Origin of the sequence: Nostoc flagelliforme FACHB-838 (assembly GCF_014698065.1) — a bacterium.
In the GTDB taxonomy this organism is placed as follows: Bacteria; Cyanobacteriota; Cyanobacteriia; order Cyanobacteriales; family Nostocaceae; genus Nostoc; species Nostoc flagelliforme_B.
This window is the reverse complement of the sequence record NZ_JACJSI010000001.1, coordinates 237,106-251,339: the sequence shown is the minus strand read 5'-3', so window position 1 is coordinate 251,339 and position 14,234 is coordinate 237,106. Positions and strand designations below refer to the sequence as shown.

Sequence of the window (14,234 nt, the reverse complement as noted above, 5' to 3'; positions counted from 1 at the left end):
CTACCCGAAATCATCAGAGAATAATGGCACATCATAAAATTTAAACTTTTGGTCTACTGTAATTATTGTTAAACCTTCTACCAAAGCTTGAGCAATTAACATCCTATCAAAAGGATCTTTATGGTGTAGAGGCAAATCAGCAACCTTTATTCCATGTGCCAATGTCATAGATAAAATCTCAAACCGACTGAAGCGCAAAGCCTCCTCTAAATTACCAGGAGCAATTAACTTTCCTAAAGACTGTTTAATTGAAATCTCCCAAGCACTAATTGCACTGACGAAAATTAAATTTTCAGGATTAGTAATTACTTCTCGTACCCGATCTGACAATTTAGAATCATTTTCTAAAAACCACAATAAAATATGAGTATCTAACAAAAAACTCACTACTCATCCCCATAAAATGCTGCAATTACTTCTTCTGGAGTCTCATCAAAATCATCAGCAATCTTAACTTTTCCCTGCCAAAAACCCGCAACTCTTGGCTTTAAGACATTATTTAAATCAGCTTTAGTAACCGTAGGCTCAGGTTGAGTCAAGGGCAAAACTTTTGCCAAAGGGACACCCTGATGAGTTAGCGTAACTTCAACATGATTTTGGATATCTGACAATAAATCAGCTAAATTCTCAGATAAGTCAGCAATATCAAAAGTTTTTGGTGACATTTGGCTTATGCTCTCCTGATTACCAGCATTATAACCAATAAAATCTACCCTTATTAAAGATGAAATTGAATAGTATTGGAGTATGAATAATGATTAAAAAATATGAAGAATGTAATCGGTAATGCGGTAAATAATTATTTTAAAATGGCTCAGTTCCCTGTTGCCACAACTCCAGCCAATCATAATTAACACTCGTCACAGCAAAATCTGGTTCTTTATGGAACGGACGGCGTAAGTAGTGAATAGAACAATTACCTTCCATATCTTCTGCTAAAGGCACTTGCACCAATGCCAAAATGAAATTATCAGGCTTGTTTAGAGCGGTAATAATTTCATTCTTCGTCACTGTCACAGTTTTAGCGCCTGTAATTCGCCCTTTCACCTCAATAAATCGCAACTGTCCCGTTTCTGGAATGCGTGACTCAATATCATAGGCGCACTTCTGGGTACTCACATCAGTTGGTTCGTACCCTAAATTGCGTTCTACTTCCATCACAGCCGTCATTGCTGCCTTTTCTACCCGTTCCGTCTCCCTGGCAAACATCACCGTTGTTGCCTGTTGTTTGCCTTGCATTCGTTGCAGCAAGCCTACTGAAACCACCAACGCGCCCCCAACCACCACAGGCGGTAATGGCGATAATCTACGTTCTTGCTCTAATTCCTCCAAGCGTTGCATTAACCGTGCTTGCAAATCATCAGCTCGCTGACGTGCCTTACCTGAGTTAATTTTGGCATTAGGCTTGCCAGCTTCCTCTTGCATTTTCAGTTCTTCTGCCCGATGATCCCAGTAATTAATCTCCTTAGTTAATCTATCTTTTACTGCTGTCATCGTCTTAGCAATTAGTTCCTCTTTACGCTGCTTGAGTTCTTGAAGATGTTGAGGAACAAGGTGAGCGATCGCATAACTCTTGGCTTTTGCTTCTAAATCTTCTCGCAACCAAGATTCTTCTAAAACTTTTTCCACAACACTTTTTTCCTCGTCTGTTAGCGGACGGTAATTGAGGTAAGGTGCGTAACCTGCATTGTGGGTATTGCCTTCTGGATTGATTTCTACATATTGCATCCGCCGCGATACTAAACGCCTAGAGCCATTTAAATTTGTCCGCGCGTCTTGTATGGAATGTTCTAGATAAACTAAGGCGCGGGTTCCTTCGCTGGAATCATTTTCATCGATTAAGATAGTCCCTTGTTTCAACAAATCCCGGTGTCGTTCCAAAGTCAGATCAATTGTGGCATCCAGTAGAGAATGTCCAGAACAGATGAAAGCAGCTAAGGGTTTACCAGAAATGCTGATCAAATCTTTTTCAAAGCAGACACGTTCGTAGCGTAGCAGCAACGGTTCACCTACACCAATTTGCCGCCCTCGATTGCGAATAACTGCCGGAACATGACTGATTTCGTAACGCTGGGGTTCACGTTGACGCAATGTTCCACCTAATAGGGTAAATGCTTCTAGGAAGAAAGAAGCAATAAAATGAGGTTGCAACCGTCGCGCTTCTGCCCTTTCCATTTCTTCCCGAATTTGCTGCACTTTGGCGATATCCATCGAATCCCGTGCCAAAGCCCTTTCTTCTAAAAGTTCGCGTAGTCGCTGTTGGTCGAGTTTATCATGTACGACTTGGTTGAGTCTGTCTCGCACCTCTGGTTGATCGCCATAGCGAATTGCTTCAATCAATAACTCTCGTAATTCCGTCCCTGCGATCGCTTTCCCCAATACATCAAATACTTGACCTCCCAATGCCTTCTGCTCTGCCTCTATCTTTTTCAATAATGCCAAATAGACATCGCCTTCACGAGTGCCTTTTGCAACTAAATTCCATAAGTGACATACCTCCGTCTGCCCAATCCGGTGAATTCGCCCAAAACGCTGTTCTAGGCGGTTAGGATTCCAAGGTAAATCGTAATTAACCATAAGGTGCGCCCTTTGCAAGTTAATCCCTTCACCCGCAGCATCCGTAGCTATTAAGACTTGTACTTCGATATCTTGGGTAAACGCCTCCTGCATTTTGCGGCGTTCTTCGCGTCCCATTGCGCCATGTATATTTACCACAGCTTCATTACGTCCAATTAGCGTCCGAATCCGATCTGTCAAATAATTTAATGTGTCCCGATACTCGGTAAAAATCAGGAGTTTGCGCCGATGTCCTTGGGCGTTGAACATTTCGGCATCATTTTGCAACAGATTCGAGAGTTCTTCCCATTTTTTATCTTTACCACTACGTCGCACCCGCAGTGCCAGTTGCTCTAATTCTTCTAAAAGCTTAATTTCTGTTTGTAATTCTGCGATCGTCCGTGATGCTGTAGCTAGGTCAACTACTTCCTGTTCTGTTGCTTCTCGTTCTTCACCAGGAATATCCTCTAAATCATCTTCTAAGTCTTCCAGATCCACAACCTCCTTAAATTCAATGATGGTTGCATTACTTCCCTGCCTGAAAACTTCTTCTTGCCTCAGCCGTTTTTGCAACCTTTCCCGACGGCGTAGCAGCGATTGATATATAGCTTCTGGGGAAGAAGCAAGCCGACGTTGCAAAATAGTCAAAGCAAAGCCAACATTACCTTTGCGCCCTTCATTTTCTAAAGCATCGGCACGATTAAATTCCTCGCGGACATACTCAGTAACTCGCTTATACAGTACCGCTTCTAAATCCGATAGTTCATATTCTATAGTGCTAGCTTGGCGTTCTGGAAATAGCGGTTTTCCATCAAACTTCAGCAAATCTTCTTTAACCAATCGCCGCATCAAGTCGGAAGTATCTGCTACGTGAACACCATCGCGGAAGCGTCCTTCAAATCTGTCTCCATCCAATAACGCCATAAACAACTGGAAGTCTTCCTCTTTGCCGTTATGTGGTGTTGCTGACATTAATAAAAAATGCCTAGTTAAAGTTGAGAGTAACTTCCCAAGTTTGTAGCGTTTCGTCTCTTTAATTTCACCACCAAAAAATGAAGCTGACATTTTATGAGCTTCATCGCAAACAACTAAATCCCAGTCTGTCTGCGCCAGTTTTGCTTGTAAATCTTGATTGCGGCTGAGTTTGTCCAGTCGCACAATCACCAATGGCATTTCAGCAAAAGCATTTCCAGTTACTGCTGATTCAATGCGATCGTTGGTGAGAATTTCAAACCGTAAATGAAACTTTTGCGACAATTCATCTTGCCATTGTGGGGCTAAACTGCCGGGACAGATCACAAGGCAACGATGCAAATCACCTCGGATGAGCAATTCCCGCATCAGCAACCCCGCCATAATAGTTTTACCTGCACCTGGATCATCTGCCAAGAGAAAACGCAGAGGTTGACGAGTTAACATTTCTCCGTAAACGGCAGTTATTTGGTGTGGTAAAGGTTCGACTAGAGAGGTATGAACGGCTAGCAAGGGGTCGAAAAGATAAGCTAGACGGATGCAGTGCGCTTCTGATGCCAGACGAAAATTAGCTCCATCAGCAGTAAAACTCCAAGCACCACCAGAGGTGATTATTTCTAGGGTAGGTTCTCTGTCTCGAAAGACTAACTCATTCCCTAGCGTGCCGCTAGCATCTTTGTATGTTAATTCCACAACATCAGAGCCATGCCACTGAGCATCAACGATGGCGACAATACTGTTTGGCAGAATACCTTGTACTTGCGTGCCTTTTGTCAGATCCTCAAGTCTAACCATATTGCGGTGTTTTCCCTTTTGGCAGATGTCAGTAGCAATGTAGACACTAATGTTTTTTGGTCGGACATTGCTTCTTATGACCATAAGAGACACTAGGCTGGTTAGTAGCTAGTATATTTACTGTTTTTGGCTGTGGTAGCTTGATGTTGCTTAATTGAAAAGCTGATTTTAAGCGATCGCAATCTGATAACTATTTTTGAGGTACTGTATTGTCAAAGTGTTAAGACAAGTTCTCTTACTTAGTAAGGCTTTTGATATTCTGCCATTTCTGCAAAAGATGTAAAACATCGCTGGCATTGCCCGTCCATCCATAAAGCCGGAATTGGAAAGGGTTTTTCACAGACAGGGCATTTTGATAACAAGCGTAACTGATGGCGATCGCACCCCACCGTCTTTTTAAATTGCCACTCTATTTTATGGCAAACTGACTGAGCATAGCAGGCTCCACACAAGCGAATTGGGCTATGCTTCATTCCCACACCTTCTGGAGGCAACATCTTAGTCTTTCAGCATCAAGCTCAACCACAGTTGCTAGCGCGTCTAACTCCTGATGAGTTGGGAAGGGATTGAAGTAAAATTTTTCCCAACGTGCTAAAACGACCCCAAGCCCTGCAACATCACCTAATCCACTAGGGGCAGAAAACTTATTTCCTTTTTCTCCTCGAAATCTACCTAAAAAATGGCTGATACTTTCTCCATCAAAAGGCTTGACTCTGGTTAACCAAATTTGTCTTTTTTCATCTATATTTTCTTCCATATCACAATTTCGATGCTGCAATTACTTCTCTTAAAACATCTTTATCGACTTTTTTCTGTCCTCTCAGTAATGAGCGAATAGCAACTTTACGAAGAATCATATCCAACCTACCAATTAATTTCTTGGTTGCCTGCTTTAAAATTTTGAGGTTATCTCCACTTGCCAATTTCGATTCTTCTGGCAATCTGAGAACATCTCGTTCCCATATTTGAATCATTTGCTTAAATTGAGTATCTTCTAATCTGTCTAACTCAAACTGTTCTAGAAAACGATTAACAACTTGTTCATCGCGCTTAACTATTGCTAAAAGGCGACTTGTAGTACCAACAAGAAGAACTGAAATCTTTAACTCATCATCATCATAAATATGCCGTACATCTGAGAACGTCTCGAACTTAAGGTGATTAGCCTCATCAATAATAAGCATCTCAACCTGATGTATTACGAGGCTATCCAGTGTTCGTTCTCGCAGGTCAGAAATAGTTCCATTGGAGGGTTTATTTAAAGCTTTGAGGATTTTAATAAAAAAATCTCTGGAGCCACAATTTTTGGGAATTTGAATATAAACTACAGGCTTCATGCGCTGACCCTTAGTCAGCCGTAATTTGTTATAAAGATTTGCAAAAGCTTTGCAAGTGACCGTTTTTCCGCAGCGTGATTCTCCTAGCAATAAACCAGTCATTCTAGAGATTACTAACTCATACATCCAAGCGTGACAACGTTTTACTTGGTCGAGTTCTAAGTAAGGTTGACGGCTTAAACGTTCAATTTCAGCTTGGATTTCTGGCGTAAGTTCCTGAATCACACCAAATTGCTTGGCAAGTGACATTGCACTAGTCATTTTTTATACCTAACATTCCTCAAAGAATTCATCCATATAGCGAACTTCATATTTGGGTAACTCTGTATCTGCTTCGTTTTCAGGTTCGACTTCTTTTTGTTCCGGGGTAGCAAATTTCTTAGCCACTTGCTCTACAGGGTTTACTTGCTCATTTGCTGCTTGTCGGCGCTGTTTGCGGTTTCGTTTTACCGTTTCCTCCACAAAAGCTTGACGGTCTATCATTGCCTCTAAAATTGAGTCATTATTGATTTCTTGGCTTGCTTCTTTTAGCCGCTTATTAATTGCCTTTAGTTCGCGTAAAGACAAGCGTTCAGTCTCTAAAGCTTGAGCATGAGCGTAATCCATAAATTCTTCTGTTCCGTCTGCATTCATCTTGTATACAAGAAGTGTAGTTATATCAGCCGGATCTGAAATGCCACAGTTTCTCCGTCTCGCCCTCTCAAATGCTCCGCCCGATAGGTCAAGTTTTCAAATTGAATACAGCCATATTTTTGGACTTTACGCCGTTCTTGCTTCATTAAACAAATTGCCAAGTCCAATTGATCATAAAGATATGGGTCTGCCATTAATCCAGCCTCCCATCGCCCAATTCGAGACTGGCCTTTCATCCTGGCATCTGTGTGCGGGTTATACTCATTAACGATGAAGCGTACTAACAATAGCTCTAAATCCTTAAGAGTTAAGCAAGCATCTTTATCCACATTTTCTGGTCTTTCCTGCACGTTTGAACCCGTATATCCAGGCAGGGTATTTAGCACTTGCAAATTAAGTGTTTTAAAAAAACGCTCCACAATTCCGCCATCAGATGGTCGTCTTCTCAAAGCACAATTAAAGCCTATTTGTACTGCAACTTGTCTGTAGTGTGGATGGAAGTAAAATCTTTTCCGCCATCGGTATAGAAGTAATTAGGCTTTCCGTAAGCTTGCCATTCATGGCGTAGTTGGTACTCGGAACCGTAAGACTTGGGCAAAATCGCATGACGTAGAGCTAGGGTATCTATTTGGGAGCTAGGGTGATCAAATCCTACATAAAACCCCACTAGGCAACGGGAGTAGGAGTCGATAACAATTGTCAGCCAAGGACGGTCTAACACTCCATACTCATCCACAAGCCTTACATCTAAACGAGTATGATCGCATTGCCAAACATCATTGCTACCCTCCACTTCCAACTCTCGCCCATCGCGGGTCATGTGCGTCAATCGCTCTCCTAAATAGCCAGGGCTTCTTGCTTTTTCCTTTCTCTCTTTCTGCTCAATATGTTCGTCAAGAATTCGATAAACCGATTGGTGGCTAGGGCGTTCACTTTTGTTAAGGCTAAGTTCTTTAGCTCTACCTTTGACCTTCAGAAACACCTGATTCCGGGTCATCCGCTTGCTACCTTTATTACCCTCTTTATAAGTATTAATGATGAAATCTATCCACTCCTGCTCAAGGCGATACTTCCCCTTATCTGAGCGTGTTGTAGTCAGTCCCACTAACCCTTGTTCTCGCCATTTTTGAACTAAGCGTTCTACTTGGCGAATTGATACACCCAATTTTTGGGCAGCTTCTATCTTTTTAGTGCTGTAGGTTTTGCGATCGCATGGCTCTGTGAGGCTTTGAATTACCTCCATCCTCAGCTTTACCTGCTCTGTGATTAACTCTTCTGACGGCAGTTTATGAGGTTTTGTAGAATTTTGATGCTGTTGTAATTCAACAGCATCATTTTCGCTTGAAAGACAAGAATTCTCTAATTTCTGATACATTCTTAATTGAACAATATAAGAATAAAAAATTTAAGTTAGATATCTAGCTCATATTCTTGAATAATTTGAGGTGGGGAGATTAAGCCTGCTTCCCACATCTGTTGCCGCGTTGCCACTGATAAGTAAATACTACGTTGCTGATTAAAATTATCAACAATGTAACGTACTAATATTTTTTCAATAAGTTCTAAAGTTAGAAAATTATCCTTGCCACTAAGACCTCCACTTGCTTGCAAATTGGAACTTAAGTATTTATTTATAGTAAGGCATAGCTTTTCAGTAGAAGAATTAGATTTAAATCTGGATATAGTTTGGTGACTATGTAGCATAATCCCTAACTGAGATATTTTTTCTTGTAAAGAATAAGAATTTGTAAAATTACTAATATCGATACATAAACCTACTGGAATGCCGTAAGTTCTCCACTCTTGACTTAAGTTATATTCTGAATTGTAACGTTTAGGTAAAATTGCATGACGTAAGGCTTGAGTTACTACCTTATTATTTGGTGATTTGAAACTCAAACAAAAGCCCATATAGCATTGAGAATAAATATCTATAACTGTAGTTAAATAGGGTTTTCCAATAACTGAACCAGTTAGATCAGCAATATTTATATCCAATAAAGCAAAGTCAACAAACCAGCAAGAGTTGCTATAAAAGTCTGCAAACGAAGAATCATTTTGTTTATGAAGTTGAGAAACCATAGTTTTTTATTAAAAATTGATTTTCCAAGTTTTGCTTAATTAAGCAAGGTATTAACTACCATCTGAAATTGGAGATTGTAGCCAGAGGTATTGAGTGAAGTTTGATTACTAACTGCATTGCACGAATATTTTTAAATTAACATATAGTGTGTAAAATAAAACTTATTGTGTGTAAATTAAATTATCGAGACTGACTTATAGCGGTTTCCGCATAGGCAAGGTATAGAAAGAAATAATTAACCACAGATGAACATAGTAAGGGCGCACAGATATGTACCCCTACCCGTGTACCTCATTCAAATGAAAATGGCTATCAGATGCTTCTGTCAGCCAAAAAACAGACAAAGATTAAGTCCCCCCATCCAAAAGACAAAAGCTGGTGTCAGTATGTTTGCAGCCCAGTTTTCTGCAAGTTTTCCACCCAGACTTTCTAAAAATTTGGTTGGCATATATTTATTACTGAGCAGCAGGTATTAGCACGACACCATGAGTAGGACAGATTGGTATTGTCGCTCCGACAATGCGGCGATACCAAACGTAGTCTCCTTGAGGACATATATATTTTTGAGCAGATATTGCTTGACCTTTACCTGGAAGTGGCTCAAAACCCTTTGATACCTGCTTCTCACTAAGAAACTCCGCTATCCAATTGCGAGTGTCTGGCTGACTTTTCAAGATTTCTAAAATCTGCTTATCGACTTCCTGTCCAGCTTTAGCTTGTGCTAAAAGTTCAGCCAATTGTTTGTCTACTTGAACCGCATCATTTCCTAAAAGTTCTGGAAGAAAAGGACGAATCGAACGGCCACCCTCCAGAATGTCGTCAGGTTCAAACGTCACAACTAAAACCTCATTATGTAAGATTAATAGCTAATTTTTTTAGTTATACACTGAAATAGACTGACGCAGTTAATTTTCTAACACTGATGCAGTCTGTACCACTATTACTCAGGTTTTACCCCTTGCATAAATAAACACATTGCCGCTATCAAGAATGCGACATCTAATTTGTGAAGTCCTTTGATAGCAGACTTTTTCAGAGAAAAAAATAAACGACCATTAAAATGTGAAACTTTTGGTTTTGCGACCTCAATTTGTGAAAAAATTGAAAATCTCTAGTCACTTTTGAATAATCATATAAATTAATAAAACCCTTGCTATACAAGGTTTTTGCAGGATAAAATTAACGACATTAATTTGTTAAAGTCCGACATCTAATTTGTGAATGTACAACGGGGTTTAGCAAAAAATTGAATTCCGAACTCTTCCAACAGCTCAGAAGCAAGTTTTTCAGAAACATAGCTACGATGTCTTCGGTAAGCTTCTCTACGAGACGCTGCGCGAACGCTAACGCCAAATATTTTGCCAAAAAGCTCACGCAGTAAATTTGGTACTGGTTCACGGTCATCAATGTTACCAAGAGTAATAGTTACATTTAAGAGTTGACCAAGTTCATTGACGACTTTCATGTGCTCTCTCCTCCTTTTTGCCAAAACTGCCGTAAAATCTCCCCAGGTTTACGATCCCATGTGTCGATATGTTCGTATATCAAGTTATTTTGGTTGAGTTTATACGTTGAATAGCCATTAAAAAGCAAACCTGCTTTCCAAGGAACGCGCAACACTCCCCGCACCGTCCACTTTGCTAAAATTGTGTCTTCGGCTGAGTGATAAACCTCATGCACATCAAAGTAAATTTGGGTAAAAAATAGCCGAGCGTGAAATCGCAATGTCCAAAATATAATCCGATAGTTAAATTTGTATTTGAATGTATTTACTGGGTCTTTAAAGTAGATATCGTCTGTATAAATGTGATATGAAATATCTTTTTCAAAAAGTGTTGGTAAATCCTCTTTTAAAGTTTTAATTACCCGTTCCACCGATAATTGAGATTCCACGAGCATTTTTCCTTAAAAAATCTTTTTTAACAACCTTTGCCAAATAGAAGATGTCCTCTTGTTAATCACGCTACCCGCACTCAAATCTGACAGAGTAGGAAATGATGCAGACTTAGCATAAGGGCCATTTCGCAAAACTTTAGCTAGGGTATTGTTATTTTCGCGCAAACCTTCGTAAAAAAAGAATACCTCTCCTTGAATGCCAAGTTGACGATTGTATTCGATTGCCTGCACCAAATATTCTGGACTAATACAATAACTGCCAAGCTTCATCAGTATTCCCGGTGCTAACTTCGGCAACGTTGCATCTGTAAACTGCTGATTTACTAGTTTATCAGCGATCGCACAATAACTCCTAAAGTCACGGCGATAAATCTGCGGCTGAATCATATCAACGATTCCCCGCTTTAGCCATGCAGGGGAGTCTTGCAGATATTCCTGGAATGCCCAATCATGGATATTAGGTGCGATCGCTACTAATAAATTAGGATTCACCGCTTTTACCTCCCGGTAGAGACGCGCCAAAAAGTCAGTGAGAATATCTGCACGCCACTGCAACCATTGCCTATCCTTGGGGTTCTGTGGCGGATTGCGATCAAATTCCTGGCGATAGCGGCTGACAGTTACCTCATCATAGCCACCTTCACAGGGTAACGCAGGGAAGCGATCGTCTCCTTGCACCCCATCCACATCATAATTCTTTACAACTTCCAGCACCAAGTTCAAGAAGAATTCCTGCACCTGTGAGTCGAGTGCATTCAACCACTCAAAGCCGTTTTTCTTCAGTAAATTGCCGTTACAATCACGCGCAGTCCATTCCGGTTTTTTCTGTAAAAGTACACCACCATTCAAATTGTAGGAACTGGCAAAACCGTATTCAAACCAAGGAATGACTTTCAACCCAACTCGCCGCGCCTCAACTACCACCTCTTCTAAAGGATCACGGCCTACAGACAGATGGTCAATTTCGGCCCCAAATGTCTGCTGCATAGTTTGACTGGGATATAAAGTTACTGCCTTGTTCCAAACAACGGGAAACACCACATTAAATCCCGTTTCGGCAAGCAAATCCATCGCCTCAGCAATGCGTTGCTTTGACCTGAGAACTTTACTATCAGTAGTCGTCAGCCATATACCACGGGTTTCTATTATTGCCATTTCTAGAAATTGAAATTCTCGGCACGCACCATCTAAAAATTGACTAGCCGACGATACCGCGCCTGTATTATTGTGTAGATGGCATAAGCAACCAAACCTAACGCCACAATACCCAAAAGCCATGCTCCATAAGGCTGTTGCGCTAGCGTCTGTAATACTTCATCCAAACCTACTGCGGTAGCGGCGTTCGATTGCCTAGCAGCTTCGATTAAAAACCAGCCGGTAATACAAAATACTATACCCCGTGCCGCTAAACCAAATCTGGCAATCCTCATTACCCATTGGGCTTCTTTGTTGCTTAACTCAGTTAAATTGAGTTCTTTACGAAATTTTCCACTAAAAGCTTGATAAAACTGATAGAAACCTAGAGCAATTACAAATGCCCCCGCAGTTCCAACTAACCATTGACCAAAGGGTTGAGAAAGCAAACGTGCTGTCGAATCTTCAGTAGAATCACTACTATTTTTACCCCCGCCTGTACCCATCACGATTTTCACAGCACTTAAGGCTAAACTTGCATAAATCAAGCCATTAACTGCGTAACCAAGTCGTATTGCCAAACCTTTGGCATCATTACCTTTATTTTCTGGGTCTTTAATTGCTTGTACAAAACGCCAGATTACGTATCCAATGAAGCCAATTGCAACTAAAGACAGCAAAAATTTACCAAATGGCTGGTTAACGATTGTTCGGAGAGCGCCTTGGGTATCAGTTGTTTTACCACCGTTGCCAAAAGCCGCCTGTGCTGCCAGTAGCCCAACTATACCGTAAACTACTCCCTTGGAAACATAGCCAAATCGTCCCAGTCGCTCAACCCACAATGAAGCATGGTTTGTCAACTGTTGTGTCATGGTAGTTGGGGAAAATTATTATATTTACCTTTTACCAAAATTTACCCACGATTCACATCTATCCCAAGGCAAATTGTCTAATGTTTTTGCAAAAAATCACTATCGTAATACTGCCTTTTAATAGATGTGAGGCTACTCAACATGATATTACACTGATTAAGTAGAGTATTACTATTTAGTGTTTTTTAATGATGAATTTAGATTAATTATGTCTCTAATAGAAACTTCTTGGAAACACGAATATATAACTACGAATGGGGTAAAACTACACTACGTTACCCAAGGTGAAGGCCCTTTAATGTTGATGTTGCACGGATTTCCTGAGTTTTGGTACTCTTGGCGGCATCAAATACCAGAATTTGCCCAAAATTTTAAAGTTGTCGCCCTTGACTTGCGTGGCTACAACGATAGTGATAAACCAAATGAGCAATCAGCTTATGTAATGGATGAGTTTATTAAAGATGTTGAGGGAGTAATTAAGGGATTAGGATACCAAAAATGTGTATTAGTTGGACATGATTGGGGTGGTGCGATCGCTTGGAATTTTGCATACACTCACCCCGAAATGTTAGAACAATTAATTATTCTTAACCTGCCTCATCCTGCCAAATTTGCCCAAGGGTTACGCACTCCCCAACAGTTGCTACGTAGCAACTATATATTCCTTTTTCAACTACCGTGGATACCAGAATTACTTTTACAATCTTCAGACTACCAAGCAATTGAAACAGCTTTTAAAGGTACAGCAGTTAACAAGAGTGCTTTCACCCAAGCGGATATTGACGCTTATAAAAATGCGGCTGCAAAACGTGGTGCCCTCACAGCAATGTTGAACTATTACCGCAATATTTTTCAGCAGAGAATGCTAAATCCAAATTGGGGCGTTCTAGAAGTGCCAACACTGATGATTTGGGGGGAAAATGACACTGCACTCGGCAAGGAACTAACCTACGACACCGCAGCATACGTCAGAGACTTTCAAATCAAGTACATTCCTAATTGTGGTCATTGGGTGCAGCAAGAACAGCCTGAATTAGTTAATCAGTATATGCGAGAATTTTTGAAAAGTTAGAGAAGTATAAATACTTATCAAAATAGCCAAATTATGGCGGGTAGTGCAAGCTTTTAAAAAGATTTAACAGTGATTTAACATTGGCAGTTTTTTAGGGATTGTCAAGTAAAAATCGCCAAAAATCAGAATTAACGGCATTTGTGAGATTACCATTATCCTTGTTCCATATCACAACTAACTTGTCAAGAGATAGATTGACCTTATGAAGTTTAATGAGATAATAGAATTGTGAGGGATAGAACGGATGCAATTTGATTATTTAAGGGGGAAAATTATGAAACTCCAGCTATTAGCGGCTATAACCTTAGTAACTCCCCTATTTTTGATGAACTCGGTTAGAGCCGAGAATTCGCAGGATTTACAAAAGCTGCTTTCAACTGGGGAATGTGTTAACTGTAATCTATCGGGAGCTAACCTCAGTGGCGCTCATTTAATTGGTGCTGACTTGAGAGGCTCGAAGCTCCAAGGAGCCAACCTTGTCGGTGCTAACCTCGAAGGTGCTGACTTAACTGGTGCAAATTTGGCAGGTGCTAATCTAACATCAGCTTATGTAACCAACGTGAATTTGAAGCAAACCAATCTCAACGGGGTAAATTTTACTCGCGCTACAATTCACGATTCTAATGTGTATAAAGCATCAATGAATGATCTGAATCTCACTGATGCCGAAATCTTTAACACTGGAATCGGGATTGGTGGAGAAGATGCGCAAATTCCCGATTGGGACTAGGCTGAACTAAGTTGGCAGGTTAAAATCAACACAACATAGGTTTTGGTGGATTTTAAATCAAAAAAACTGATTGTTTGCCAGCATTATCCTCAAAATCTGCCTCTATAAAAATATTAAGATTAATGAAACCCCTCTGCCTTGTAATTACATTACT

18 protein-coding genes are annotated in these 14,234 nt (G+C 40.5%); 2 read left to right on the top strand and 16 right to left on the bottom strand.

The window, feature by feature from the left end; genetic code table 11:
• From H6G97_RS00990 to H6G97_RS00935, 16 genes are all read right to left on the bottom strand, one after another.
• Positions 1–387, bottom strand: coding sequence for a PIN domain-containing protein (locus H6G97_RS00990; RefSeq protein WP_190938878.1), 387 nt, complete (start codon positions 385–387; stop codon positions 1–3).
• Positions 387–665 (bottom strand): hypothetical protein, encoded by a 279-nt coding sequence (locus H6G97_RS00985; RefSeq protein ID WP_190938877.1) that lies wholly within the window; start codon positions 663–665, stop codon positions 387–389. Before H6G97_RS00985 ends, H6G97_RS00990 begins: the two co-directional genes overlap by 1 nt.
• 139 nt (positions 666–804) lie before the next feature.
• A complete protein-coding gene (locus H6G97_RS00980; protein WP_190938876.1) occupies positions 805–4,323 on the bottom strand; it encodes a helicase-related protein in 3,519 nt (1,172 codons plus the stop codon).
• Positions 4,324–4,562: 239 nt separating this feature from the next.
• Entirely contained in the window at positions 4,563–4,796 is a 234-nt protein-coding gene (locus H6G97_RS55285) for a hypothetical protein (protein WP_338421547.1), read from the bottom strand.
• Positions 4,793–5,080: a hypothetical protein gene (locus H6G97_RS55280; RefSeq protein ID WP_338421546.1), complete on the bottom strand. Its 288-nt coding sequence runs from the start codon at positions 5,078–5,080 to the stop codon at positions 4,793–4,795. The genes H6G97_RS55285 and H6G97_RS55280 overlap by 4 nt, the downstream gene beginning before the upstream one ends.
• 1 nt (position 5,081) lies before the next feature.
• Positions 5,082–5,921 (bottom strand): TniB family NTP-binding protein, encoded by an 840-nt coding sequence (locus H6G97_RS00970; protein ID WP_190938875.1) that lies wholly within the window; start codon positions 5,919–5,921, stop codon positions 5,082–5,084.
• Between the two features lie 9 nt (positions 5,922–5,930).
• Positions 5,931–6,293, bottom strand: a complete 363-nt coding sequence (locus H6G97_RS52135; RefSeq protein WP_242054765.1) for a hypothetical protein — start codon at positions 6,291–6,293, stop codon at positions 5,931–5,933.
• Positions 6,294–6,313: 20 nt separating this feature from the next.
• The gene (locus tag H6G97_RS55275; RefSeq protein WP_338421545.1) at positions 6,314–6,712 is read right to left on the bottom strand and encodes a Mu transposase C-terminal domain-containing protein; all 399 of its coding nucleotides are present in this window, start codon (positions 6,710–6,712) and stop codon (positions 6,314–6,316) included.
• Positions 6,713–6,756: 44 nt separating this feature from the next.
• Positions 6,757–7,668 (bottom strand): helix-turn-helix domain-containing protein, encoded by a 912-nt coding sequence (locus H6G97_RS52125; RefSeq protein WP_242054764.1) that lies wholly within the window; start codon positions 7,666–7,668, stop codon positions 6,757–6,759.
• 35 nt (positions 7,669–7,703) lie between these two features.
• Positions 7,704–8,375 carry a hypothetical protein gene (locus H6G97_RS00960; protein ID WP_190938874.1) on the bottom strand — a complete coding sequence of 224 codons (672 nt, stop codon included), beginning with the start codon at positions 8,373–8,375 and terminating at the stop codon, positions 7,704–7,706.
• 326 nt (positions 8,376–8,701) lie between these two features.
• Entirely contained in the window at positions 8,702–8,824 is a 123-nt protein-coding gene (locus tag H6G97_RS54645; RefSeq protein WP_277883236.1) for a hypothetical protein, read from the bottom strand.
• Positions 8,825–8,831: 7 nt separating this feature from the next.
• Entirely contained in the window at positions 8,832–9,212 is a 381-nt protein-coding gene (locus H6G97_RS00955; protein WP_190938873.1) for a hypothetical protein, read from the bottom strand.
• Between the two features lie 374 nt (positions 9,213–9,586).
• Positions 9,587–9,841 carry a transposase gene (locus tag H6G97_RS00950; protein ID WP_242054763.1) on the bottom strand — a complete coding sequence of 85 codons (255 nt, stop codon included), beginning with the start codon at positions 9,839–9,841 and terminating at the stop codon, positions 9,587–9,589.
• Positions 9,838–10,269, bottom strand: a complete 432-nt coding sequence (locus H6G97_RS00945; protein WP_190938872.1) for a DUF2358 domain-containing protein — start codon at positions 10,267–10,269, stop codon at positions 9,838–9,840. The genes H6G97_RS00950 and H6G97_RS00945 overlap by 4 nt, the downstream gene beginning before the upstream one ends.
• 12 nt (positions 10,270–10,281) lie before the next feature.
• The gene (locus tag H6G97_RS00940; RefSeq protein ID WP_190938871.1) at positions 10,282–11,427 is read right to left on the bottom strand and encodes a glycoside hydrolase family 10-like protein; all 1,146 of its coding nucleotides are present in this window, start codon (positions 11,425–11,427) and stop codon (positions 10,282–10,284) included.
• Between the two features lie 32 nt (positions 11,428–11,459).
• On the bottom strand, positions 11,460–12,278 hold the full coding sequence (locus H6G97_RS00935; RefSeq protein ID WP_190938870.1) for a DUF1206 domain-containing protein: 819 nt from the start codon (positions 12,276–12,278) through the stop codon (positions 11,460–11,462).
• 208 nt (positions 12,279–12,486) lie between these two features.
• Between H6G97_RS00935 and H6G97_RS00930 the strand changes: the two genes are divergently transcribed.
• Together H6G97_RS00930 and H6G97_RS00925 are read left to right on the top strand one after the other, a co-directional pair.
• On the top strand, positions 12,487–13,350 hold the full coding sequence (locus tag H6G97_RS00930; protein ID WP_190938869.1) for an alpha/beta fold hydrolase: 864 nt from the start codon (positions 12,487–12,489) through the stop codon (positions 13,348–13,350).
• Positions 13,351–13,624: 274 nt separating this feature from the next.
• Positions 13,625–14,080, top strand: coding sequence for a pentapeptide repeat-containing protein (locus H6G97_RS00925; protein ID WP_190938868.1), 456 nt, complete (start codon positions 13,625–13,627; stop codon positions 14,078–14,080).
• Positions 14,081–14,234: the final 154 nt, after the last annotated feature.

Bases quoted from the DNA above. Each gene is read 5' to 3' on its own strand.
- H6G97_RS54645 (WP_277883236.1), bottom strand. From the start codon at position 8,824: ATGCCAACCAAATTTTTAGAAAGTCTGGGTGGAAAACTTGCAGAAAAC.
- H6G97_RS52135 (WP_242054765.1), bottom strand. From the start codon at position 6,293: ATGAATGCAGACGGAACAGAAGAATTTATGGATTACGCTCATGCTCAA.
- H6G97_RS55285 (WP_338421547.1), bottom strand. From the start codon at position 4,796: ATGAAGCATAGCCCAATTCGCTTGTGTGGAGCCTGCTATGCTCAGTCA.
- H6G97_RS00960 (WP_190938874.1), bottom strand. From the start codon at position 8,375: ATGGTTTCTCAACTTCATAAACAAAATGATTCTTCGTTTGCAGACTTT.
- H6G97_RS00980 (WP_190938876.1), bottom strand. From the start codon at position 4,323: ATGGTTAGACTTGAGGATCTGACAAAAGGCACGCAAGTACAAGGTATT.
- H6G97_RS00985 (WP_190938877.1), bottom strand. From the start codon at position 665: ATGTCACCAAAAACTTTTGATATTGCTGACTTATCTGAGAATTTAGCT.
- H6G97_RS00950 (WP_242054763.1), bottom strand. From the start codon at position 9,841: ATGAAAGTCGTCAATGAACTTGGTCAACTCTTAAATGTAACTATTACT.
- H6G97_RS00925 (WP_190938868.1), top strand. From the start codon at position 13,625: ATGAAACTCCAGCTATTAGCGGCTATAACCTTAGTAACTCCCCTATTT.
- H6G97_RS55280 (WP_338421546.1), bottom strand. From the start codon at position 5,080: ATGGAAGAAAATATAGATGAAAAAAGACAAATTTGGTTAACCAGAGTC.
- H6G97_RS00930 (WP_190938869.1), top strand. From the start codon at position 12,487: ATGTCTCTAATAGAAACTTCTTGGAAACACGAATATATAACTACGAAT.
- H6G97_RS00970 (WP_190938875.1), bottom strand. From the start codon at position 5,921: ATGACTAGTGCAATGTCACTTGCCAAGCAATTTGGTGTGATTCAGGAA.
- H6G97_RS00940 (WP_190938871.1), bottom strand. From the start codon at position 11,427: ATGGCAATAATAGAAACCCGTGGTATATGGCTGACGACTACTGATAGT.
- H6G97_RS52125 (WP_242054764.1), bottom strand. From the start codon at position 7,668: ATGTATCAGAAATTAGAGAATTCTTGTCTTTCAAGCGAAAATGATGCT.
- H6G97_RS00935 (WP_190938870.1), bottom strand. From the start codon at position 12,278: ATGACACAACAGTTGACAAACCATGCTTCATTGTGGGTTGAGCGACTG.